Raw genomic sequence first — 23727 nt, 5'->3', positions numbered from 1 at the left:
ATCAGGATGCCCGCGCAGGTCACCGAGACGGCCCCGGCCAGCACGGCCCACAGGGTGAGGCTGGGACGCGCTCCGGTGGAACGGACGGTGAACAGGACGGCGGCGCAGGCGCTGAGGGCGACGGCGACGGGCGGCAGCACGGCGAGACGCAGCAGTTGGGGCCGAATGTGGGTCTCGGGCAGCGCGGGGACGGCACGGGCGGCCGGCCGGCCGTGCCGCCCGCTCTCACGGCGGTCTGCGCGTGCGGCCGGGGCGCGGAGGTGAGACATCGGTGTCCTCGTCGTACTGGTCCGTCGGGCCTGATGGCCGGGGGTCCTCGGGTGAGTCCTGCCGGGTTCGCCGGTCCTGGAGCCGATCATTCGGCCCTGCGTCGCCCGACGGACACTCACAGTAGTCGCACCTGCATCATGTGCGGTGGGCAGTTGACAAACTCATACGGAGAGCTTCCCGCTCTGGTATGAGGTCTCGTACGACAGACCGATAAACCCCTCATCGATACGGCCACCGAAGAACAAGTCATCGATCAGACCTGGTCAGAAGCGGTCACGAAAAACGGCGAGGGTCGGGGAGCTTCTCGTTCCCCGACCCTCGCCGTTTACTGATCTCCGTCCGCGGTCAGCCCGCCGGCACCGTTTCAGGGTCTCCCGTGCCCTCGCCCGCACCCTTCCTGGCGTCACTGTCCGTATCGGCTTTGGCCTGCTCTCCCACCGCCGAGTCGGCCGACTTCTTGATCGCCGCCTCGGTGAGTGCCTCGGCCACCGGCCACCCGCCCACCGGCGCCATGGCCACCCCTCGCCACCACGGCTCGGCCGGGACCGTCTCCGCGGTGGGCTCGAAGGGCTCGCCGGGCCGGGGCAGGGCGATCGGGGCACCCGCCGCGCGGGCGGCCGCGAGCGTGCCCTCGCCGGGCTCCGCCCACGGGTGGGTGGCCAGATTGAAGGTGGCCCAGTGGATCGGCAGCAGCACGCCCTGCGGCTCGCCGCCCTGGAGGTCGAGGTGGGCGCGTGTGCCCTCCTCGGGCGTCATGTGGATGTCGGGCCAGAAGTCGCTGTAGGCGCCGATCTGGATCATCGTGGCGTCGAACGGGCCGTGCTCGGCACCGATGTCCTTGAAGCCCTCGAAGTAGCCGGTGTCACCGCTGTGGTAGATCCGGTGCTCGTCACCAGCGACGACCCAGGAGGCCCAGAGCGTGTGCTGGGTGTTGCGCAGGCCTCGGCCGCAGAAGTGGCGGGCCGGGGTGGCGGTCAGGCTGAGCCCGCCGACCTTCGTCGCCTCGTGCCAGTCCAGCTCCCGCAGCCGGTCGGCGGACACGCCCCAGCGCTCGAGGTGGGCACCGACGCCGAGCGGCACGGCGAACAGCGTGTCGGTGCCGGCCAGCGTTTTGATCGTGGGCATGTCCAGGTGGTCGTAGTGGTCGTGCGAGATGACGACGACGTCGACCGGGCCGAGCGCGGCCAGCGGCAGGGGCACCGGGTGCAGCCGCTTGGGCCCGGCGAAGGGGAACGGGGAGCAGCGCTCGCCCCAGACGGGGTCGAAGAGCACGCGCTGCCCGTCTATCTCCGCGAGCACGCTGGAGTGCCCCATCCAGGTCAGGCGCAGGCCGGTGACGGGGCGCTCGGCGATGTCGGCGAGCGTGGTGGCGTGCACCGGGACCGTGCCCTTCGGAGCGCGGCGGGGCCGCTGGTCCTTGTCGAAGAAGACCTTGGCGAACTCCAGCATCGAACCGGAGGGCCGGGTGCGGGCCGTGCCCCCGGGGTTCTGGAAGACCCCGTCCTTGAAATGGGGCGATCTGCGGATGCGCGCCAGGCGCTCACCGCTCGGGTCCGCGCCGAAGGCCTCGGGCCGCAGCGTACGGAGCCCGGAGCTCGGGGAACGGAAACCGGTCACGGTGTACCTCCAGGTGGAGTTGGTGAGGCATTCCATTATGGGCGGCTCCTCTGACATCCGGATTGCCCCCTTGTGATCGTTCGGCGCGTTGACACGGCGGGACGCCCTTCGGATACTGACTCGTGATTCAGTAATCAGCCTGTGACGGGCAGCCCGTGGCCCCGGAGGCTCGTCGTCCCCGGGAGACCGCATGACCGCCCCGCTGATGTCGCTCACCTGGACGGACCACCTCACCGGTCGCCAGGGTTTCCTGGTCGTCGACCGGCTGGTGCGCGGCGTGTCCAGCGGCGGGCTGCGCATGCGCGCGGGCTGCACGCTGGAGGAGGTCACCGGGCTCGCCCGCGGGATGACCATGAAGGAGGCCCTGCACTACAACCCCGAGGGCCGCTACGTCCCCCTGGGCGGAGCGAAGGGCGGCATCGACTGCGATCCGCGGGATCCGGGGGCGTACGGCCTCCTGGTGCGGTACCTGCGCGCCATGCGGCCGTACATCGAGAGCATGTGGACCACGGGCGAGGACCTCGGCCTGACCCAGGACCTGGTGGACCGGGCGGCCGCCGAAGCGGGGCTCGTGTCGTCCGTCCAGGCCGTGTATCCGCTGCTCGACGACGAGGCCGCGGCACGGCGGCGGCTGGCGGACGCCTTCGCGGTCGAGGTGGACGGCATCGGGCTCGACGAACTGGTCGGCGGCTGTGGGGTCGCCGAGTCGGCGCTCGCGGCCCTGGACCGGGCCGGTGTGCCGTACGCGGGCACGCGGGTCGCCGTGCAGGGCCTGGGCACCATGGGCGGGGCCACGGCACGCTTCCTCACGCGCGCGGGACTCACGGTCGTCGCAGTCGCCGACATCAAGGGCACGATCGCCGACCCGGCCGGGCTCGACGTCGAGGCACTGCTCGCCGCGCGGGACGCGTACGGCACGGTGGACCGCTCGGCCCTGCGCCCCGAGGACCGCGAGCTGCCCGGTGAGGCCTGGTTGTCCGCCGACGCGGAGGTGCTGGTTCCCGCGGCGGTCTCGTACGCGATCGACACGTCGAACCAGGAGCGGATCGGTGCCCGCTGGATCGTCGAGGCGGCCAACATGCCCATCCTGCCGGAGGCGGAGGAGCTGCTGGCCGCGCGCGGTGTCACCGTGCTGCCGGACGTGGTCGTCAACTCCGGTACGAACGCCTGGTGGTGGTGGACGCTGTTCGGGGACATCGGCGCGGACGCGGAGGCGGCCTTCGCCCACACGCGCAGCTCGATGCGCGCCCTGGTCGAGCAGATGCTGGCCCGCGCGGAAACCGACGGCACGACACCCCGGGCCGCCGCGCACGCCTTGGTCGCGGACCGGCTGCCGGTGATCGCCGAGCGGTTCGGGTGGTACCGGTGAGGCGGACCTCCGGGGGCTCCGCCCCCGCCGACGGAATAGGCTGACGACGTGGTGAGAGTGCGGTTGAGCGTGGCGGAGCGGCGTGAGGAGCTGCTGCGGGCCGCCATCGAGCAGATCGAGGCGCGGGGCGTGGCGGCGGTCAGGATCGCCGACGTGGCCTCGGCGCTCGGTGTGAGCAACGCCCTGGTGCTCTATCACTTCTCCACGAAGGAGAAACTGGTCGCCGCCGCGTTCACGTACGCGGCCGAGGACGATCTCGCCCGTCTGCGCAAGCTGCTGGGCCGCCGTACGACGGCGCTGCGCCGGCTGCGCGCGGCCGTGCGCTGGTACGCCCCGACGGGCCGGGCCAAGGGGTGGCGGCTGTGGATAGAGGGCTGGGCGGCGGCGCTGCGGGAGCCCGCGCTGCAGGAGGTCACGCGGGACCTCGACAGACGGTGGAAGGCGGCGATCGCCGAGGTGATCGCCGAGGGCGTGACCGCGGGCGAGTTCCACTGCCCCGACCCGGGCGGCACGGCCCTGCGCCTGACGGCCCTGCTCGACGGGCTCGCCGTACAGCTGACGTCCTACGCGGGTGCCGTGCCGCGGTCGCGGGCGCAGGAGTGGGTGGACGAGGCGCTGGCCCGGGAACTGGGGCTGGGGCGGGAGGCGTTGACGAAGGGGCCGGTGGGTTCCCTGCCCGCCGTCGGTCCGGCCAGTACACCGCGCTGACGCCGACCGTCGCCCGGCCCTCTCGGCATCGGGCCAGGCTCGAGACAGGTTGTCCGTGCGGATGTCCCTCTCCGCCGCACCCTGCTCGCGTACGGCCATCAGCAGCGCGTTCGCCGTCCTGTCTCCGCATCCAGCGCCGGGAGGGCGGAGCCGCCCCCTCGGGACCGGTTGCCCGGCCGGTGCCTGCCGGGCAACCGCAGCGCCCGCGCCCTCAAGCCACCGAAGCGATCCGCGTCTTGATGTCGTCCGGCGACAGCGTGCCCTTGGCCGTCACATGGTCCCCCGACGACTCCCCGCGCAGCCGGCGGCCGATCCACGGCACCAGGTACTCGCGCGCCCAGTGGACGTCGTCCCGCCGCACCTCGAGCGTGCCGCGCTGCGGGAGCGGGGGCCAGGGCTGGTCCGGGTCGGCCGGGATCTCGAGGCCGAGGACCTGCCCGGCGCGCAGCGCCACGCGCGTGTGCCCCTCGGGTGAGAGGTGCAGCCGGTCGTCGTCCCAGGCCCGGCGGTCCTGGATGGTCTTCAGGGACCACAGGTCGAGCACCGGGCAGCCGTACCGGTCGGCGACGGCCCGTACATGCCCGTTGTAGGTGGCGATCTTGCCGCGCAGGTGCCTGAGCACGGGGATGCCACGGGTGTCGAAGCCGGTCGTCACCATGACCGTGCCCGCGACGGCGGTGAGCCGGACGATCGCCCGCTCGAATCGCTCGGCGACCTCGTCGGGGTCGGTGCCGGGCCGGAGGATGTCGTTACCCCCGGCGCAGAACGACACCAGGTCCGGCGCCAGTTCGATCGCCTGCGGGACCTGGTCCGCCACGATCTGGTCGAGCAGCCTGCCGCGCACGGCGAGGTTCGTGTACTTGAAGTCGCCCTCGGGCCGCCGGTCCGCGAGCAGTACCGCGAACCGGTCGGCCCAGCCGACGAACGCCCCGTCGGGGCCGGGGTCGCCGACGCCCTCGGTGAAGCTGTCCCCCACCGCCACGTACGACCCGATCACTGAGCTGTCGTCATTCTTCGAATCGTCTGCCACGTCGGACCATGATTCCCCTCGGATGTGAGCTACGCGACCGTAGGAAAGGGTTGACGCGCGGTGAGATAAGCCACTCTTCAAGGATTGGTCAAGCCTGGAATAGGCCGCTGATCAGCGGTGTTCAGGCATCCATCGCCACACCCGGAAGCCGCTGATCCGGAAATGGCTCCACACCGTCCGGAAGGCGAAGTGCCCTTCCGTGTACGGCTCCGGGTCGGTGTAATCAAAGACGATCCGCCCGTTGTTCCACCACTGGACCGTCGTGCCGTCGGAGACGATACGGACGCGGTGGGGCCGGTTCGCCACGAGCAGCGGCTCGGTGTAGTCGTAGACCAGCGGGCGGACGCCCGCCTCGCCGACGTAACGGCGCAGCCTGGTGGTGGTGTTGTAGTTTGCGCCGTAGCCGGCGTAATACGTCTTCAGGTAGTCGTACTCCTCCAGCGCCCCGCCCCGAGGTGTGGCGAAGAGATCGTCCGGGGAGCGGACGTCGACGGCGTTCCAGAAGTTGTTGAGGTCCGAGACACGGTCGTTGACGCCCCCTTCCGACACCGGCGTGGCTGTGTATTCCAGGACGTACGGCCCTTCGAGTCTCTTCTTGAACCAGACCGTCGCCCCGCTCGGTACGTCGATCTCCAGCACGCCCCGGGAGGCGGTGACGGTGCCGCCGTCCTGCAGTTCGACGGCCCACCTGTCGAGTCCGTGCCGGAAGTCGTCGCGGGCGATGAGCCGGCCGCGTCGGTGGCCGGGCGTCGCGGTCGCCGGCGTGGGGGTGAGGGCCGCGAGGGCGGCACCGGCCGCCAAAGCTCCGAAAGCTCTGCGTGTGGTCGTCACGGGAACCTCCATAGGTCGCCAAAAGGTCGCAGAAAGCGCTTGCATCACTACGGAGTTCACTCTGTTCGCTCCAGCCCCTCCCTGTCGACACTCCGTCACCCCGAAACACCGTCACCCCGACACCGCGACACCGCGACACCGCGACACGCCGACACAGCGACACGCCGAAGGCCGGACCCAGGGATCGGGGTCCGGCCTTCGGCGGCGTGTCAGGCAGGCGGTCGGATGGGGCGTCAGCCGAGGGAGACGCCCTTGGTGCGCAGGTAGGCGACCGGGTCCACGTCCGAGCCGTAGTCCGGGCCGGTGCGGATCTCGAAGTGCAGGTGCGGGCCGGTCACGTTGCCGGTCGCGCCCGAGAGGCCGATCTGCTGGTCCGCGGTCACGGACTGACCGTTCGAGACGGAGATCGAGGACATGTGGGCGTACTGCGCGTAGTAGCCGTCGGCCAGCTTGATGACGACCTGGTTGCCGTACGCACCGCCCCAGCCGGCGGAGACGACGGTGCCCGCGCCCACGGCCTTGAGCGGGGTGCCGGTCGGGGCGGCGAAGTCGACGCCGGTGTGGTACCCGCTGGACCACATGCTGCCCGCCACGCGGTAGGCGGTGCTGACAGCGCCGGACACGGGCAGGCTGAAGCCACTGGAGGTGCTGGTGGCTTCGGAGCTCTGCTTGGCGGCCGTCGAGTTCGACTCCGCCGAGGAGGACGACTTCGACGCCGCAGACGAATCCGATGAAGCAGAAGACTTGGACGAAGAGGACGGCGACTTGGGAGCGGCCGCCGCGGCCTGCTTGCCGAGTGTGAGCTTCAGGCCGGGGTGGATCAGCGACGGGTCGTCGCCGACGACTTCACGGTTGTCGGCGTAGAGCTTCTTCCAGCCACCGCTGACGTTCTGCTCATCGGCGATCTTGGCGAGATAGTCGCCGGCCTTCACCGAATAGGTCTTCACGCCTTCGGTCTTGGCGGCCTGCTTCTTTTCAGCCACCACCTTTTCGGCCTTCTGAGTGGCCGGAACGGACGACTGAACGGCCTTTTCCGAAACGGACTGACCGGTCGCGGCCTGGGCGCCGGTGGCTCCCAGAAGCGGGAGGGCGAGCGCGGCGCCGCCGGTTCCGGCGACGGCTATGGAGCGGGTGAAACGCTGGGACTTGGGGCGGCGGTGCTTACCCTTCGCGGGCATGGCGAATTCCTCTCCGGCGCCTACGAGGTGAGCTGTCGGGTGCGGACTGGAGATGCCCGGCCGCGCCGAAGCACGGCTTTACCCCTAGCCTGTTCCGGAGACCGGAACAGGCGTTTGTGCCTGTGGGTCCCCCGCTCCTGCCGTGTACGGGTGAGTGTGTGCGGGCTCCGGGCGGCGGCAGGATTGGGCGTCCGTCCGGATCGGTGGCGAACGTAAGCGACCAAGACGCACAGGGACAAGTGGCGGTTGCCTGTGAATGCGTCCGAGTTGATCCGTTACGAGAATTCCCCGTCACCCTGCGTGAATTTCCAAACCTCTCCTTTAGTCAAACGCCCTTGAAAACCAGGTAAATTACGTGAACATGACGGGCGACGCTCGGTCACGAATATGACGCTCCTCACGTGACCCCTCTCAGGTCCCTTTATTCCAGAAGGAGTTGGAATGAAGGGCGCTATTTCGGGCAGAAGCCTCAGATGCGACGCAGACGGAGAACTGTCGCATCAAGGTCGCCACGCAGTCCCGTCCGCAACCCGTGATGCAGCAGCACCGCACCTCGGTGAACTTCGCCCGTTTCGCGGCATTCATACGACGCTGTCGGGTCGAGCCCGCGCAGCCGCACCGCCGGAACGGGCTCGCCGTAACGCTGCGCCTGGAGCCAGGCGAGGACGGCCGTCTCGTCCCCGAGCACATACTGCACCGCGCTCAGCCCGCCCTCCGGAGGCCGCAGCCGGTAGAGGTCGCCGCGCTGCACGAGGGGCCGGATCTCCTTGTACAGACCCACCCAGTCGCGGGCTTCGGCGAGCTCCTCCTCGGTCCACCGGGCGAGGTCACCGCCGACCCCGAGCACCCCGGCCATGGCACTGACGAACCGGAAGCGCAGCGAGCTGACCCGGCCGTTGAGCATGGCGTTCGGGCTGTCGGTGACCCAGGCCGCCATGACCCGGGCGGGGTGGACCTGGCTGAATCCGTGCTGGATGGCGAGCCGGTCGAGCGGGTCGGTGTTGTCCGAGGTCCACACCTGGTCCGTACGGCTCATGACACCGAGGTCGATCCGGCCCCCGCCGCCCGAGCAGGACTCGAAGGCGACGCCCGGGTGGGCGGCCCGCAGCCGGTCCAGGAGGCCGTACAGGGCGTGCACGTGGTCGACCCACAGGCGCTGCGGGTAGGGCTCGCCGGGCCAGCCCGCGTCGGTGAAGCAGCGGTTGAAGTCCCACTTCACGTAGTCGATCGGGGCGCTGGAGAGGAGTCCGTCGAGCTGTCCCCAGAGGTACTCCTGGACGTCCTCGCGCGCGAGGTTCAGTACGAGCTGATTGCGGAATTCTGTCCGCTTTCGTCCCGACTGGTGCTGCACCCAGTCCGGATGGGCCCGGTACAGGTCGCTGTCCGGGTTGACCATCTCCGGCTCGGCCCAGATGCCGAACTGCATGCCCAGGGCATGCACGTAGTCTCCGAGGGGCTTGAGGCCGCCGGGGAAGCGGTCCGGATTGGGCGTCCAGTCGCCGAGTCCGGCGCGGTCACTGGTGCGTGCCCCGAACCAGCCGTCGTCGACGACGAACAGCTCGACGCCCATCGCCGCGGCACGCCGCGCCAGTACGCCCTGCTGTTCCTCCGAGATGTCGAACTCCGTGGCCTCCCAGGAGTTGAACAGCACGGGCCGGTCCCGTTCCGCGTCGGGGATGACGTGCGCGCGCTGGTAGGCGTGCCAGGCCCGGCTCGCGCCGCCGAAGCCGCCGTCGCTCCACAGGCCGGCGAAGACGGGCGTGGTGAAGGGCTCCCCCGCCTCCAGACGGAGCAGGCCGGAGTCGTCGTAGCCGGCCCCGCCGGTGATCTGCACGCGCGCGTCCGGGAGTTGGGCCACGGCGATGCGCCAGGAGCCGGACCAGCCGAGGGCACAGCCGTAGACCTCGCCGCGCTCCTCGGTCGCGTCCGTGTCGAGCGCGACCCAGGGCAGGTGCTGGTGCCCCGTGTGTCCGCGCCGGCTGCCGATGACCTTCTCGCCGTAGGTGAGAGGGGCCCGCACGAGCCGGGACTCCGCGGCCCAGCGGCCGTGCAGCTGGGACAGCCGCCAGCCGTCGCGGTCGGGCAGCGTCCAGGTGGCGGAGTCGGCGCGCAGGAGTTCCACGGAGGGTCCCTCGTTGTCCAGGGTCACCCAGCGCTCGACGACGTCCTCCCGCATGCGGTAGTGCAGCGTGATCGCCAGCCCGCCGTCACGGAACCGCAGCCGCAACTCGTCGCCCTCGGTGTCGTACGCCTCGAATCGCCACTCGGTGCCGCGCCCCTCCTCGGCGCGCACCGACAGGGCGGGACGCACGAAGCGGGGGCCGCCCTCGACCGGGTACTCCTCGCGTCCGTCGAGCGGGGACTCGAAGGGCCAGTAGTCCGGCAGCGGCCGTACGGCGAGCGCCTCGGCGTCGGCGAGGGCGATCCGTGGCCCCCAGTGCAGGTGCAGCAGTTCGTCGCCGTCGGTGAGATGGACGGCGTAACTGCTGGTCGGCCCGGACAGAATCCACGTACGGCCGTTCTCGGCGATCTCCAGCATCCAGTCCCTCACAGATACGAACAGACACGAACAGGTGCACTCAAGCCTCAACATCATCAAGGGCCGCGAGCCCGCGGTGCAACGCCTGTGGACAACTCATTGCCTCAGGAATCCATGTCGTATGGTCGAGTGCGTGCCCGCCGCCGAGCCGCGCAGGCGGGATCGAAGGGGAGGAGCTCTCGTGACGCAGCAGGTCCCGTCGACCGAGCCCGAGCTGACCGGAGTGCGCAACTTCCGGGACGTGGGCGGGCTGCCGACCGTGGACGGACGGCGGGTGCGGCACGGAGTGCTGTTCCGCAGCGGCCATCTCGCACACGCGACCGAGGAGGACGCCGCTTTCCTGGCCTCCCTGGGCCTGCACACGATCTTCGACTTCCGCAACGCGGCGGACCAGAAGCTGGAGGGGCCCGACGTCGAGCTGCCGGGCGTGCGCAATGTGAACCTGCCGCTGACCGACCCCGCGGACGGCGCCGAGTTCTGGAAGATGGTCCGCGACGGCGACCTCGACCAGCTGCGGGCGATCCTGTCGGACGGCAAGGCCGCGCACCGGATGATCATCGCGTACCGCACGATCATCAAGGAGCGCACCGCCGAGCACGCTCAGGTGCTGCGCTCGCTCGCCGAGGACAGCGTCCCGGCACTGATGCACTGTGCGGCGGGCAAGGACCGCGCGGGTCTGTCGATAGCCGTGACGCTGCTCACCCTGGGCGTCGAGCGCGAGGCGATCCTCGCCGACTACCTGGAGTCGAACGCCAAGCACCGCCGGTACAAGGTGCACCGCAGCGGCAACTCCCCCTCGGCCTACTCCCCCGAGGTCATGGAGCTGCTCAGCCCCCTGTTCGACGCGCGCGCCGAGTATCTGACGGCGGCCTTCGAGACCATCGAGGAGAGCTGGGGCGGCGTCGAGACCTACCTGGAGAAGGGCCTCGGGGTCACCCCGGAGCTCCGGGAGCGGCTGCGGGAGCGGCTGCTCGACTGAGGGCTCACCGTCTGGGAGGCAAGACTCCACGTCTGGTCAGCGGTTCGCCATCGCCTGCTTGACCAGTGTCTTGCCGAAGTCCCACATCAGCCCGCTGCCGCTGTGCGCGTCGTCCATCACGTCCGTGAAGGCGTCCACGAAGCGGTCCACCTCCCGCTCGCCGACGGTCAGCGGCGGGATCAGCTTGATCACCTCCAGGTGGTCGCCGGAGACCTGGGTGAGGATCCGGTGTCGCCGCAACAGCGGTACGACCACCATCTGAGCGAACAGGCCCTTGCGCGCGGCCTGCAGCATGGACCAACGGCTGCGCAGCTTCAGCGACTTGGGCCGGCCGAACTCGATGCCGATCATCAGGCCCCGGCCGCGGACGTCGGCGAGCAGCTCGTACTTGTCGATCAGCGCCGAGAGCCGGGACTTCAGCTGCTCTCCGGTGGCCCGGGCGCCCGCGACGATCTGCTCGTTCTCCATGACGGACAGCACGGCGAGCCCGGCCGCCATGGCCTGTGCGTTGGAGCCGAAGCTGGCCGAGTGGACCAGCACCCGGTCGATCGAGGAGTAGACCTTCTTGAAGATCCAGTCCTTGCCGAGCGTGGCGCCGACCGGCACATAGCCTCCGGAAAGCGCCTTGGCCACGCACACCAGGTCCGGCTCGACGCCCTCCTCGTGCTGGTAGGCGTAGAAGTCACCGGTCCGGCCGAGGCCCGTCTGCACCTCGTCCGCAATGAGCAGCGCCTTGTGCTTGTGCAGCAGTTCCTGAGCGGCGCGCAGATGTCCGGGCGGGGCCTCGTGCACGCCCTTGCCCTGGATCGGCTCGACGATCAGGGCGGCGACATCGCCCTTCTTCAACTCCCGTGCCAGGGCGTCGAGATCCCCGAGCGGTACGCCCGTATCGGGCAGCAGCGGGGCGAAGCCGTCCCGGAAGCCGTCCTCGCCGTTGACCGACAACGACCCGGTGGTCAGTCCGTGGAAGGCGTGATCGCAGTACAGGATCCGCGGCTTGCCCGTGGCGCGCCGGGCGAACTTCAGCGCGGTCTCCACCGCCTCCGTACCGCTGTTGCCGAAGAACACCCGGTCCAGGTGCGGGCTGTGGGCGAGCAGCTTCTCGGCCAGCAGGCCCGGCAGCGGCTGGCAGTCGAAGCGGGTGAGGTCGGCGAGAGAGGCGTCGAGGACGTCGTGCAGCGCCTTGCGGACCACGGGGTGATGGCGGCCCAGGCCCATCACCCCGAACCCGGCGAGCATGTCCAGGTAGTCGTTGCCGTCCGCGTCCCAGAAGTAGGCGCCCTCGGCACGCTCGTAGACCTTGTCGAAGCCGATGGTGTGCAGCATGCGCGGGAGCTGGTGGTTGAGGTGCCTGGTGTGCAGCTCGTAGCGCTCGGCTCCGCGCTCGGCCAGCAACGCGCCGAGGTCGAACTCCCCGGCCTGCGAGGAGGATGACGCGGATTTGGCGGTGGTCATACCTGGTGCTCCTTGGAGGTCATGCCTGGTGCTCCTTGGACAGCTCTTCCTTGACGGCCAGACTCGCGCTGATCCGCCCGGCGACCTCGACGGGGGTGAGACCGATGTCCGCGAGCACCTCCCCCCGCTTGGCGTGCGCGAGGAACTGCTCCGGGATCCCGAACCGCCGCACGGGCACGTCGACTTCGGCGTCGCTCAGCGCCAGTGCCACGGCGGCCCCGACCCCGGACGCGCGGCTGTTGTCCTCGACGACGGCGACCAGCCGGTGCTCGGCCGCCAGGTCCGGGAGCGCCGGGTCTACGGGCTTGACCCACCGCGGGTCGACGACGGTGCACGCGAGGCCACGGGCCTCGAGCAGTTCGGCGGCCTGCAGGCACACCGGCGCCATGACGCCGACCGCGACCAGCAGCACCTCGGGCCGGTCCCCGCGGTGCAGGACGTCCAGGCCGCCCACCCGGTCGATCGCCGAAATCTCCGGTCCCACCGACTCCTTGGGGAAGCGGACGAGCGTCGGCGCGTCGTCCACCGCGACCGCCTCCCGCAGCTGGGCCCGCAACTGGTCGGCATCGCGGGGCGCGGCGATCCTCAGGCCGGGCACGACCTGGAGGACCGACAAGTCCCACATGCCGTTGTGTGAGGCGCCGTCGACGCCGGTCACACCGGCCCGGTCCAGCACGAACGTGACCCCGCAGCGGTGCAGTGCCACGTCCATCAGGAGCTGGTCGAAGGCCCGGTTGAGGAAGGTGGCGTAGACGGCGACGACCGGGTGCAGCCCGCCCGTCGCGAGGCCGGCCGCCGACACGGCCGCGTGCTGCTCCGCGATGCCGACGTCCCACACCCGGTCCGGGAAGCGGGCCGCGAACTTGCCCAGCCCCACCGGGTGCAGCATGGCCGCCGTGATCGCCACGATGTCGTCCCGCTCCTCCCCGATCCGGACGATCTCGTCACCGAACACCGAGGTCCAGGACGGCCCGCCCGAAGGCGCGAGCGGCTCGCAGGTCAGCGGGTCCATCACGCCGACGGTGTGGAAGTGGTCCTCCTCGTGGGCGAGGGCGGGTTCGTAGCCGCGCCCCTTCTCGGTCAGGCAGTGGATCAGCACCGGTCCGTGGAAGCGTTTGGCGCGCCGGAGCGCCGACTCGACGGCCTTGAGGTCGTGCCCGTCGATCGGGCCGACGTATTTCAGACCGAGGTCCTCGAACATGCCCTGGGGTGCGAAGGCGTCCTTGAAGCCCTTCTTGGCGCCGTGCAGCGACTCGTAGATCGTGTTGCCCACGACCGGGGTCCGCTGCAGTACGTCCTTGCCCCAGGCCAGGACCTTCTCGTAGCCGTCGGTCGTGCGCAGGGTGGCCAGGTGGTTGGCGAGGCCGCCGATGGTCGGCGCGTACGACCGTTCGTTGTCGTTGACGACGATGATCAGCGGCCGGTCCTTGGCTGCCGCGATGTTGTTCAGCGCCTCCCAGGCCATACCGCCGGTGAGCGCTCCGTCGCCGATGACCGCGACGACGTGTCCCTTCTCCCCCTGCACCTGCCGGGCCTTGGCGAGCCCGTCGGCCCAGCCGAGCGCGGTGGATGCGTGGCTGTTCTCGATGACGTCGTGCTCGGACTCCTCGCGCGAGGGGTAGCCGGACAGGCCGCCCTTGCCGCGCAGCTTGGAGAAGTCCTGACGGCCCGTCAACAGTTTGTGTACGTAGCTCTGGTGGCCGGTGTCCCACAGGATGCGGTCGACCGGCGACTCGAAGACCCGGTGGAGCGCGATGGAGAGTTCCACCACCCCCAGGTTGGGCCCGAGGTGTCCGCCGGTCCTGGCCACCGCGTGCACCAGGAACTCCCTGATCTCTTCGGACAGTTCACCGAGTTCCGCCTCGGACAGCGCCTTCAGGTCGCGTGGTCCCCGGATGTTCTCCAGAATCGTCACGTCGGGCCCCCTCCAGGTCCGTGCTGTTCAACTCACGGTGACGGCCGGCTCCCCCGACGCGACGCCGTCCTGCTCCATCTGCTCGGCGATCTTCATCGCCTCCTCGATCAAGGTCTCAACGATCTTCGACTCCGGCACGGTCTTGATGACCTCCCCCTTGACGAAGATCTGCCCCTTGCCGTTGCCGGAGGCGACTCCCAGATCGGCCTCCCGTGCCTCACCGGGCCCGTTCACCACACACCCCATGACCGCGACGCGCAAGGGGACCTCCATGCCCTCCAGACCCGCCGTGACCTCGTCGGCCAGCTTGTAGACATCGACCTGGGCGCGCCCGCAGGACGGGCACGACACGATCTCCAGCCGCCGCTGCCTGAGGTTCAGGGACTCCAGGATCTGGATGCCGACCTTGACCTCCTCGGCGGGCGGGGCGCTCAGGGACACCCGGATGGTGTCCCCGATGCCTCGTGACAACAACGCCCCGAAGGCCACGGCCGACTTGATGGTCCCCTGGAAGGCGGGACCGGCCTCGGTGACCCCCAGGTGCAGCGGGTAGTCGCACTGCTCGGCGAGCAGCTGGTAGGCGCCCACCATCACCACGGGGTCGTTGTGCTTCACCGAGATCTTGATGTCCCGGAAGTCGTGCTCCTCGAACAACGACGCCTCCCACAGCGCCGACTCGACGAGCGCCTCAGGAGTCGCCTTCCCGTACTTCTGCAGCAGCCGCCGGTCCAACGAGCCCGCGTTGACACCGATCCGGATCGGCGTGCCGTGGTCCTTCGCGGCCCGCGCGATCTCCTTCACCTTGTCGTCGAACTGCTTGATGTTGCCGGGATTGACGCGTACGGCGGCACAGCCGGCCTCGATCGCGGCGAACACGTACTTCGGCTGGAAGTGGATGTCCGCGATCACCGGGATCTGCGACTTGCGGGCGATGGTCGTGAGGGCGTCCGCGTCGTCCTGCGTGGGGCAGGCGACGCGGACGATCTGGCAACCGGACGCGGTGAGTTCCGCGATCTGCTGCAGGGTGGCGCCGATGTCCGACGTACGGGTCGTGGTCATCGACTGCACGGACACCGGGGCCCCGCCCCCGACCGCCACCGTGCCGACCTCGATGCGTCGCGACACGCGCCGCTCGGCGATCGGCCGGATGGGGACCTCGGGGACGCCCAGGGAGACGGCGGTCATGACGTCACTCCCGGTTTCCGGAGACGGTCTCGCGCATGGCGCGCAGCGACTCCTTCAGCGATCCCATGGTGGCGAGTACGGCGGTGGGCTCGTAGCCGCAGTGCGCCATGCAGTTGGCGCAGCGCGGGTCCTTGCCGCGGCCGTACTTGTCCCAGTCGGTCTCCTCGATGAGTTCGCGGTACGTCGGCACGTATCCGTCGCTCATCAGGTAGCAGGGGCGCTGCCAGCCGAACAGCGAGTAGTTCGGAATCGCCCAGGCCGTGCAGGGGAAGTCGACCTTGCCCTCCAGGAAGTCCAGGAAGAGCGGCGAGTGGTTCAGCCGCCAGCGGCGCCGGTTGCCGCCCGCGAAGGCCTTCTTGAACAGCTCGCGGGTCTGGTCCACGCCCAGGAAGTGCTCCTGGTCGGGTGCCTTCTCGTAGGCGTAGGCGGGCGAGATCATCATCTCGTCGACCTTGAGGTCGTCGTTGAGGAAGTTGAGCACCTCGATGATGGTCTGCGGGGTGTCGGTGTTGAAGAAGGTCGAGTTGGTGGTGACCCGGAAGCCGCGCCGCTTGGCCTCCTTGATGGCCTCCACGGCCTCGTCGAACACGCCCTCCTTCGCCACCGACTCGTCGTGCCGCTCCCGCAGCCCGTCGATGTGCACGGCGAAGGCGAAGTAGGGAGAGGGCTTGAACTTGTCCATCTTCTTGCGCAGCAGCATGGCGTTGGTGCACAGGAAGACGTACTTCCTCCTCGCCACCAACTGCTGTACAATCTCGTCGATCTGAGGGTGCATCAGGGGCTCGCCGCCCGCGATGGACACCATCGGCGCACCGGACTCCAACACCGCCCCGACGGCCTGGGCCACCGGCATACGCTGCTTGAGCACTCCGGCCGGGTGCTGGATCTTGCCGCAGCCCTCGCACTTGAGGTTGCACGCGAAGAGCGGTTCCAGCTCGACGATGAGCGGAAACTTCTCCCGCTTGCGGAGCTTCTGTTCGGCCAAGTATGTAGCGACCTTGATGGACTGACGCAGCGGCATGGCCATCTGGCTCACCTCCTGGGGAGCAGCAAGGAACGGTGCCATTCGTAGAAAGCAGGAAGGACCGAGCGAAGTACGCGGAAGGCTGATATTCCACCCCGCACCGTGCCGATCCGGACGAGTTCATGTTCTGGAGCGTCCACGACCACCCGGACGGCCGCAACAGGGCGCTCGCCCGCGCGTACGGCGCTCAGGAGCGTGGCCGCGGACTCCATGTCGACCGCGATCGCGCCGGTCGCGAGCAGATCCGACCGTTCGTGACCACGTACGACGTGATCGGAACCGTTGAGCGGTCCGGTGTGGACGGTGCGCCCGGGCACGGCCCGCAGCAGCTCCTTGACGAGCAGGTCGGTGCCGACGCACGGCACGGTGCCGCGCGGGTCCCGGGTCTCATCGGCGACGACCAGGTCGCCGGGGTGCATGCCGGGGGCGAGCCCCGCGCAGAAGCCCGTGGCCAGCACGGCGGCCTCGCCGTACGCCGGGTCGGCCAGGGCCTGGACGACGGACCGCTCGGCCGCCTGCGGTCCCATGCCCGTACGGAGCACGGTGACCGGCCCGCCAGAGCCGCCGCGATCGCCGCTGCGCAGCGCGAGGCGCTCGATGCCGAGCGCGCAGGCGATCAGCAGCGGGGCCGAGGCGGGCTGGGTGCTCATCAGCCCCCCTTGGCCGCGGAGTGCTCGGCGAACGGCTCTCCGTGGACGTACCGGCCGAGGGCGGTGAGCGGGAAGACCTGCCGGTAGAGGTGGTAGTTGATGGAGAAGTCCCACGGGAAGCCGGTGCCGGTGAAGTACGGCTCGTCCCAGGAGCCGTCCTCCCGCTGGGTGCTCGCGAGCCACTCGATGCCGCGCTCGACGGCCTTGGAGTCCTTCTCCCCCGCGGCCAGCAGGGCCATCAGCGCCCAGGCCGTCTGCGAGGCGGTGGAGGCACCGCGACCGCTCCACTTCTTGACGTCCTTGTAGGAGCGCAGGTCCTCGCCCCAGCCGCCGTCGTCGTTCTGCACGGACTCCAGCCAGGCCACGGCCCGCCGGATCGCGGGGTGCGAGCCGGGGATCCCGGCGGCGGTCAGGGCGGGTACGACGGACCCGGTGCCGTAGACGTAGTTGACGCCCCAGCGTCCGAACCACGAGCCGTCCGCCTCCTGTTCGGCGAGCAGCCACTCGATGCCGCGCCGGGTGCGCGGGTCGTGCGCGAGCCCCTCGACCGCGAGCATCTCGACGACGTGCGCGGTGACGTCCGCCGACGGCGGGTCGATGACCTCGCCGAAGTCGCAGAACGGCAGCCGGTTGGGGAACGGGCTGGTGTTGTCGACGTCGAAGGCGCCCCACGCGCCGTTCTTCGACTGCATGCCGAGATTCCAGCGCACCCCGCGCCCGATCGCCTTCTCCACCCGCTCCGGGTCGTGGTGCTTGATCCGGCGCAGCGCGAGGACGACCTCTGCGGTGTCGTCGATGTCGGGGTAGTTGTCGTTGTGGAACTCGAACGCCCATCCGCCGGGCGGCAGTTGGGGCCTGCGCACCGACCAGTCGCCGGGCCGCACGATCTGCTCGCCGAGCATCCAGTCGGCGGCCTTGACCAGTTGGGGATGGTCGGCGGGCACCCCCGCGTCGGCGAGCGCGATGGCCGCCAGGCAGGTGTCCCAGACCGGCGACTGACAGGCCTCGATCATCCGGGCCCCGTCCTCGCGCCACACGGCGAAACGGTCCAGCGACTGAAGGCCCGCGCGCATCACGGGGTGCTCGAGGTCGTAGCCGAGCAGATGCAGGGCGATGACCGAGTACACGGCCGGCGGCTGGATACCGCCCCAGCAGCCGTCGTTCTCCTGCCGCTCGATGATCCAGCGGGCGGCGCTGTTCATCGCGGCTCTGCGCAGCTTGCGCGGCGCGACCTTGCGCAGCGCGTGCAGGGCCTTGTCCAGGCGCTGGAAGGCGCCGTCCCAACTCGCCACGGCCGCAAGGGGTTCGGGCGGGTTCGGCCGGGCCGGATCGGTGTGCAGCTCGTCGAGCGGGAAGGGCGCGGGCCGCACCGGTCGTTTCGCGGAGACGATCGTCAACGGGACGATGGTCTGCCGGGCCCAGCATCCGAAGTCGTAGATGTTGAGCGGCACCCACGTCGGGAAGTAGATGAGTTCCGGCGGAAGTTCGGGCAGATCCTCCCACTTCCACCAGCCGAACAGGGCCAGCCAGATCCGGGTGAACACACGGGAGGCGGCGATCCCGCCCTGCTCGCGGATCCAGGCGGAGGCCTTCGCCATGTGCGGCGCGTCCGGCGCGTCGCCGGCCAGCCGGAGGGCGACGTACGCCTCGATGGTGGTGGAGAGTTCGCCCGGTCCGCCGTAGAAGGTGGCCCAGGTGCCGTCCTCGCGCTGCTCGCCGCGGATGAACAACGCGGCGGCCTGGGTGGTCTTCTCGTCGCGGATGCCCAGGAACTGACGCAGCAGCAGGTCCTCCGCGTCCATCGTGACGTTGGTCTCGAGGTCGCCCTTCCACCAGCCTTGGGCATCCTGCCTCGCCAGCAGGAAGTCGGTGGCGCGCTGTACGGCGTGTACGGCGGCGTCGTGCACCCCGGCCGCCACGGGAGTGTTGTCGGTTTCGCTGGCCGCGGCAGCGCGGGGCCGCAGGGCCCCGGTGCTTCCGTCGGTCGTCGCTGTCATGGCTTCCCCTTCGTGCAGTCGTGCGAGTCGTGCTGCTGTGGGTCCGCCGTCGGCCGGTGCTCGTGATCCCGCGACACCGGCCGGCGACTACGCGAGGGCTATTCGACCGATAGTGATCATCTCTTTCGTACGACGACGAAGTCGGCGAGCGCCGTGAACCGCGCCCGTACCCGGTCGGGCATGTCGATGGCGTCCAGGGCTTCGATGGCGATGGTGTGCTGGCGGCGCGCTTCCTTGGAGGTCCACTCGCGGCCGCCCGCCTCCTCGATCAGGGCGGCACGGGCGGCGAACTCCTCCTCGGAGAAGTTCGCGAAGTCGCTGCTCTTGGCGTCGGCGGCGAGCATCTGCCCGAGCCGCTCGGAGGCGGCACCGCCCGCGGCGAGCGCGGCCACGACCGGCAGGGACTTCTTGCGCTGGCGCAGGTCGCTCCAGGTCTGCTTGCCGGTGGCGACCGGGTCGCCCCAGATGCCGAGGAGGTCGTCGACGGCCTGGAAGGCGAGACCGAGGTGGTAGCCGTACTTCTCCAGGGTGTCGGCGGTGCGGTCGTCGGCGCCGCCGAGCACGGCACCGATGGAGCTCGCGCAGGCGAGCAGGGCGCCGGTCTTGTTGCCCTCCATCTCCAGACACTCCTCGACGCTGACGCGGTCGCGGTGCTCGTAGGAGATGTCCTGCGCCTGGCCGTCGATGAGTGCGCGGGTGGCGGTGGTCAGGCGTCGGGTGGCGCGGCCCGCCTCGACGGTGCCGAGTTCCAGGAGCACCTCGTTGGCCAGGGCGAACAGGGCGTCGCCGACGAGGATGGCCTGGGCGGGACCGTGCACCTTCCAGACGGTGTCGCGGTGGCGGCGCTGTTCGTCGCCGTCCATCAGGTCGTCGTGCAGCAGCGAGAAGTTGTGGACCAGTTCGACGGCCACGGCGCCGGGGATACCGGTCTCGGGTGCGGCGCCGGTGACCTCGGCGGAGAGCACCGCGAGGGCGGGGCGAACGGCCTTGCCGCCGTCACCGGCCGCGGGGTTGCCCTCGGCGTCGATCCAGCCGAAGTGGTAGGCGGCGACAGTGTCCATGGGAGGTGCCAGGCGGTCGACGGCCGCCCGCAGTACCGGTGTGGCCAGGGTCCGGCCGCGCTCCAGGAGCGCGGTCACGTCCACCGCGGTCGCTCGAGCGGCCTTCGAGGCCGGGGGCACAGTGGGCACAGTCTCTCCTCTTGTTGCGGTACCGGAGGTGCGAGGGCCCGCCGTGCCGTGCTGATCGAGCATCACGCAGCCTCCTCGAACGCGAAGAGGCGGCGGGGGCGGGGCCGGCCCAGGGCGCCGAGCGCGACGTCCGCCGCGCTCACACCACTGCGGACCGCACTCTCCATGGTCGCGGGCCACCCTGTGGCGGTCCACGCTCCGGCCAGGTAGAGGCCGGGGGACTTGGTAAGGGCGCCGGGCCGCAGCCGTCCGACGCCGGGGCTGGGAGCGAACGTGGCCGTGCGCTCCCGGGTCACGAAGAAGTCCTTCACTTCGGCCCCCCGCGCGCGGGGCAGCAGCCGCTCCAGCTCCGGCAGGTAACGCTCGCGGAGTACGGCGACGGGCTCGTCGATCTCGTCCTGGGCGGCCGACTGGGACAGGGCGAGGTACTGCCCCTCGTGAAGCCCGGAGGCCTCGGTGCGGTCGAAAACCCACTGCACCGGGGTGCCGATGGCCGTGACGAAGGGCCGGCCGAGCACCTTACGGTCGTAGACGACATGGACGTTGAGGATCGGCGCGGTGCCGATCTCCAGCAGCCGTTCGGGAGCGTCGAGCGCCCCCGCGGGCAGCAGATCGTGGGCCTCGCGCTGCGGCACGGCGAGGACCACCGCGTCCGCCCGAAGGGTCTCGCCGGGAACCTGAACGCTCCAACGCCCGTTTTCGTCAGTAGAGATGGAGGTGACGCGTGTACGGACCTCGGTACGCACGCCCGCGGAGTCGAGCGCCTTGCGGGCCATCCGGTCATGCAGTTCGCCCAGCGGGACGCGCGCCCAGCCGATGTCGGCAGCGCCCGGCTCGGACAGCAGACCGGTCTTGAACACCATCGCGGCGAGCCCCAGCGAGGCGTCGCCCGCGACCGCGTTGAGGGTGGCGACCCCGACCAGGTCCCACAGGGCCTCGACGGCACGCGCCGACTGACCGTGCGCGGTCAGCCAGCTGCCGAAGTCCTGTGTGTCCAGCGTCGGATCGGCGAGGTCGAGCCCCTTGAGCGCGAGCGCGGCACGCCCCAACTTGACCCGCTCGGCGAGCGAGAGATGCGGATAGGTCGCGAGGCTGCGCCCCAGATGCAGGGGCACGGGCAGCGCGTCGCGCCGCAGCCTGCCGAGCCGCCGGCCCTCGGGCCGGGCGACGTCGAGTACGGGCACGTCGAGACGCTCCTGCAGCGGAGCCAGTTCCGCTCCCTCGATGCGGTCGAGGAACCAGCGGTAGGCGGTGCAGCAGCGCAGGTACACGTGCTGGCCGTTGTCGACGGTGAGTCCGTCGCGCTGGAAGGAGAAGGCGAGCCCGCCCAGCCGTGGCCGCCCTTCGAGCAGGGTGACCCGCACTCCGGCGTCGGCGAGCGCGAGCGCGGCGGTGATGCCGGCCAGCCCTCCGCCAACCACGATGGCGTGCTTGCCGGAGTGCCCGGGGACGTCCGCGAGCGGCCCGTCGGGCCGCGTGCCGTCGGTCATTGTGCGTCCTTTCCTACGCGGCCGCCGTGGTGATTCGAACGTGCACGGCCGACCGTCTCAGTCAGGGACGCCGTCCCGCACCGGTGGGTTGCCCGCCGCTTTGCTCCGTTGACATCACCTTCGTCCAGGTTGTCCATCAGGCGCGCCTCCTGACGGTCCGCCGGGTCACATGCCGGGTGTCCAGGCCGGACAGGCCGCGCACGGCGACGTACGCCTTCTCCCGCCCGGGCAGCGAGACCCGGCCGCGCAGCACGGCCTCCGGGTCGCGCTCGATGCGGTCCAGCAGGCGGCGGTAGATGCCGGCCATGGCGGCGACACAGGCGCCGCTGCGCCGGTCCAGCATGGGCAGCAGCCGGTAGCCCTCGGCGAAAAGGGCGCGGGCCCGACGCACTTCGAAGTGCACGAGGCCCGCGAAGTCGGCGCCCTCCGGCGGTTTCGGCCCGCTGAACCCTGCCGAGCAGCCGAACTTCGCGAGGTCGTCGGCGGGCAGATAGGTGCGCCCGCCCTCGGCGTCCTCGCGGACGTCCCGCAGGATGTTGGTGAGCTGAAGCGCGAGCCCGAGCGTGTCGGCGTACTCCGGCGCGCGCTCGGCGCCGCGCGCCCCCGGTTCCGTACCGAACACGCCGAGCGAGAGCCGCCCGATGGCGCCCGCCACGCAGCGGCAGTACACCTTCAGATCGTCCCAGGTCTCGTAGGTCTCGCCGCGTACGTCCATCAGGACGCCGTCGATGAGCTCGTCCAGGCCGCCGAGCGGGATCGGGAAGTTCGCGGCGGCGTGAGTGAGGGCGACGGCCACCGGGTCGGTGTCGTCCTCGTCGACCGAACCGTCGCGCACGCGGGCCAGCATCGCCCGGGTGTCCTCGAGTCTCGCGGCCTTGACGCCGGCGTCCAGGGCGCCGTCGCCGATGTCGTCGACGCGCCGGGAGAACGCGTAGAGCGCCGACATCGCCCGGCGCTTGGGCGTCGGCAGCAGCCTGATGCCGTACGCGAAGTTCCGGGCCTGCTGTCCGGTGACGGCCTCGCAGTAGCTGTAGGCGGCGAGTACCGGTGCGGACACGTGCGGTTCCGACTCCACGGTCCGGATCACCCCTTTCCTCGCAGAGTCACGCCCACCTCGCGCAGCAACTGGAGCTTGCCGGGCTTGGGCGGGCCGGGAAGTACGTCGTATTCGGCGGCGGCGATCGCGTGGATCGCCGCCCTTCCCCCCGCCACGAACCCTGCGAGCAGCAGCTTCAACCTGCCGTGGACGCTACCCACGAGGGGGGCGCCTTCATTCAGGAGATCGCGGGCGCGTTGTGCTTCGTACGCAACCAGTGCGCGCACCGATGCGCCAGCGGTTTTCGTGGCGAGATCCGACTCCTGGACGTGAAAGCGCTTCATGTCCTCGGCGGGCAGATAGATGCGGTCGCGGCCGAGGTCCTCGGCGACGTCCTGAAGGTGCTCGACGATCTGCAGGGCCGTGCAGATGGCGTCGGAGCGGCGGATCCGCTCGGGCGTCGAGGTGCCGGTGACGGCGAGGACCAGGCGGCCGACGGGGTTGGCGGACTGCTCGCAGTAGGCGAGCAGGTCGTCGTAGGTCTCGTACCGGGTGACGAGCTGGTCCTGGCGGTTGGCCGCGATCAGGCCGAGAAAGGGCTCGGGGGTCAGCGAGCGGCGGCGGACGGTCGGCTGCAGGCGGCGCAGCAGCGGGTGGCTCGGGGTGGAGTCGAAGACGCGGTGGAGGTCGGCCTCGAAGGCGTCCAGCATCACCAGGCGGTCCCCGGCCCCCTCGGGACGGACGCCGAGCAGGCGGGCGTCGGCGCCGCCGGGGGCCAGGTCGCCGTCGCCGATGTCGTCGACGAGGCGGGCGAAGCCGTAGACGGCCATGAGGTCGGTGCGCCAGGCCTTGGGCAGGAAGAAGGGGGCCACGGGGAAGTTCTCCGCCGCGGCCTTGTCGAGCGTGCCGCGCTCCGTGACACCGGGGCGCGTCATGCCGGTTCCCGTCACCGCTGACTGCCCGGGGCGGGGACGGCACATGCTGCGTGGAGCTGGAGAGTTTCCGTAGCCATTGCCGTCACATCTCCCGTTCTACACCGACGATCCAATACACACTATTTCGGACACGCCGCCCGGCCGCCCGCGCGGCCGCCCCGGCAGAGGGTGTCGCGCATTATCGCCCTACTTGCCGTGTTTCGGGACCGGTACAGCTTACGTTGTACAACGCGTCGTGGATCGCCGGGGTGTCCTGCGCATCACAAGAACACACCGATTGGCCCCAAGATTCCTAAGGCGGGCCGAAGTTGACGTTTCCTTTGCAGACG

At 70.3% G+C, this 23727-nt stretch carries 19 protein-coding genes, 1 pseudogene and 1 riboswitch; of the genes and pseudogenes, 3 read left to right on the top strand and 17 right to left on the bottom strand.

Annotated features, from left to right (window positions below):
- Together CLM62_RS08365 and CLM62_RS08360 are read right to left on the bottom strand one after the other, a co-directional pair.
- A pseudogene (locus CLM62_RS08365) lies at window positions 1-269 on the bottom strand (ATP-binding protein); the annotation flags it as partial.
- A 346-nt stretch (window positions 270-615) separates the two neighbouring features.
- On the bottom strand, window positions 616-1887 hold the full coding sequence (locus CLM62_RS08360; protein WP_095749223.1) for an MBL fold metallo-hydrolase: 1272 nt from the start codon (window positions 1885-1887) through the stop codon (window positions 616-618).
- Window positions 1888-2077: 190 nt separating this feature from the next.
- Here CLM62_RS08360 and CLM62_RS08355 point away from each other — a divergent pair, with 190 nt between their 5' ends.
- On the top strand, window positions 2078-3256 hold the full coding sequence (locus CLM62_RS08355; RefSeq protein ID WP_095749219.1) for a glutamate dehydrogenase: 1179 nt from the start codon (window positions 2078-2080) through the stop codon (window positions 3254-3256).
- Between the two features lie 48 nt (window positions 3257-3304).
- A complete protein-coding gene (locus tag CLM62_RS08350; protein WP_179382001.1) occupies window positions 3305-3964 on the top strand; it encodes a TetR/AcrR family transcriptional regulator in 660 nt (219 codons plus the stop codon).
- 211 nt (window positions 3965-4175) lie between these two features.
- Here CLM62_RS08350 and CLM62_RS08345 read toward each other — a convergent pair whose 3' ends face one another.
- The 4 genes from CLM62_RS08345 to CLM62_RS08330 form a co-directional block, all read right to left on the bottom strand.
- Complete coding sequence (locus CLM62_RS08345) at window positions 4176-4961, bottom strand: SGNH/GDSL hydrolase family protein (RefSeq protein WP_095749217.1); 786 nt, start codon at window positions 4959-4961, stop codon at window positions 4176-4178.
- Between the two features lie 144 nt (window positions 4962-5105).
- Complete coding sequence (locus tag CLM62_RS08340; RefSeq protein ID WP_179382000.1) at window positions 5106-5825, bottom strand: DUF6250 domain-containing protein; 720 nt, start codon at window positions 5823-5825, stop codon at window positions 5106-5108.
- A gap of 233 nt (window positions 5826-6058) precedes the next feature.
- Window positions 6059-7003, bottom strand: a complete 945-nt coding sequence (locus CLM62_RS08335) for a LysM peptidoglycan-binding domain-containing M23 family metallopeptidase (protein WP_095749215.1) — start codon at window positions 7001-7003, stop codon at window positions 6059-6061.
- A 4-nt stretch (window positions 7004-7007) separates the two neighbouring features.
- A riboswitch (cyclic di-AMP (ydaO/yuaA leader) is annotated at window positions 7008-7166 on the bottom strand.
- Window positions 7167-7472: 306 nt separating this feature from the next.
- Entirely contained in the window at window positions 7473-9542 is a 2070-nt protein-coding gene (locus CLM62_RS08330) for an alpha-galactosidase (RefSeq protein ID WP_095749214.1), read from the bottom strand.
- Between the two features lie 181 nt (window positions 9543-9723).
- On the opposite strand from CLM62_RS08330, the gene CLM62_RS08325 reads away from it, so the two are divergent.
- The gene (locus CLM62_RS08325) at window positions 9724-10521 is read left to right on the top strand and encodes a tyrosine-protein phosphatase (protein WP_095749213.1); all 798 of its coding nucleotides are present in this window, start codon (window positions 9724-9726) and stop codon (window positions 10519-10521) included.
- A 36-nt stretch (window positions 10522-10557) separates the two neighbouring features.
- On the opposite strand, the gene CLM62_RS08320 is transcribed toward CLM62_RS08325, so the two are convergent.
- The 11 genes from CLM62_RS08320 to hpnC form a co-directional block, all read right to left on the bottom strand.
- On the bottom strand, window positions 10558-11976 hold the full coding sequence (locus tag CLM62_RS08320) for an aspartate aminotransferase family protein (RefSeq protein ID WP_095749212.1): 1419 nt from the start codon (window positions 11974-11976) through the stop codon (window positions 10558-10560).
- 19 nt (window positions 11977-11995) lie between these two features.
- Entirely contained in the window at window positions 11996-13891 is a 1896-nt protein-coding gene (dxs, locus tag CLM62_RS08315; protein WP_095749211.1) for a 1-deoxy-D-xylulose-5-phosphate synthase, read from the bottom strand.
- Window positions 13892-13918: 27 nt separating this feature from the next.
- On the bottom strand, window positions 13919-15076 hold the full coding sequence (ispG, locus tag CLM62_RS08310; RefSeq protein WP_095749210.1) for a flavodoxin-dependent (E)-4-hydroxy-3-methylbut-2-enyl-diphosphate synthase: 1158 nt from the start codon (window positions 15074-15076) through the stop codon (window positions 13919-13921).
- 4 nt (window positions 15077-15080) lie between these two features.
- Window positions 15081-16103: an adenosyl-hopene transferase HpnH gene (gene hpnH, locus CLM62_RS08305; protein WP_095749209.1), complete on the bottom strand. Its 1023-nt coding sequence runs from the start codon at window positions 16101-16103 to the stop codon at window positions 15081-15083.
- Window positions 16104-16108: 5 nt separating this feature from the next.
- Complete coding sequence (locus tag CLM62_RS08300; RefSeq protein WP_095749208.1) at window positions 16109-16750, bottom strand: 1-hydroxy-2-methyl-2-butenyl 4-diphosphate reductase; 642 nt, start codon at window positions 16748-16750, stop codon at window positions 16109-16111.
- On the bottom strand, window positions 16750-18747 hold the full coding sequence (gene shc / locus CLM62_RS08295) for a squalene--hopene cyclase (protein WP_095749207.1): 1998 nt from the start codon (window positions 18745-18747) through the stop codon (window positions 16750-16752). Before shc ends, CLM62_RS08300 begins: the two co-directional genes overlap by 1 nt.
- 116 nt (window positions 18748-18863) lie before the next feature.
- On the bottom strand, window positions 18864-19928 hold the full coding sequence (locus CLM62_RS08290) for a polyprenyl synthetase family protein (protein WP_179382002.1): 1065 nt from the start codon (window positions 19926-19928) through the stop codon (window positions 18864-18866).
- 71 nt (window positions 19929-19999) lie between these two features.
- Window positions 20000-21427 carry a hydroxysqualene dehydroxylase HpnE gene (gene hpnE / locus CLM62_RS08285; protein WP_095749205.1) on the bottom strand — a complete coding sequence of 476 codons (1428 nt, stop codon included), beginning with the start codon at window positions 21425-21427 and terminating at the stop codon, window positions 20000-20002.
- Window positions 21424-21564, bottom strand: a complete 141-nt coding sequence (locus CLM62_RS51240) for a DUF6380 family protein (protein ID WP_257003734.1) — start codon at window positions 21562-21564, stop codon at window positions 21424-21426. The genes hpnE and CLM62_RS51240 overlap by 4 nt, the downstream gene beginning before the upstream one ends.
- Entirely contained in the window at window positions 21564-22514 is a 951-nt protein-coding gene (gene hpnD, locus CLM62_RS08280) for a presqualene diphosphate synthase HpnD (protein WP_095749204.1), read from the bottom strand. The genes CLM62_RS51240 and hpnD overlap by 1 nt, the downstream gene beginning before the upstream one ends.
- A complete protein-coding gene (gene hpnC / locus CLM62_RS08275) occupies window positions 22511-23413 on the bottom strand; it encodes a squalene synthase HpnC (RefSeq protein WP_095749203.1) in 903 nt (300 codons plus the stop codon). The genes hpnD and hpnC overlap by 4 nt, the downstream gene beginning before the upstream one ends.
- Window positions 23414-23727: the final 314 nt, after the last annotated feature.

Origin of the sequence: Streptomyces sp. SA15 (assembly GCF_002291145.1) — a bacterium.
GTDB lineage: Bacteria > Actinomycetota > Actinomycetes > Streptomycetales > Streptomycetaceae > Streptomyces.
Note: the sequence above shows the minus strand (reverse complement) of the source record. Positions and strands in the feature narration are given on the sequence as shown.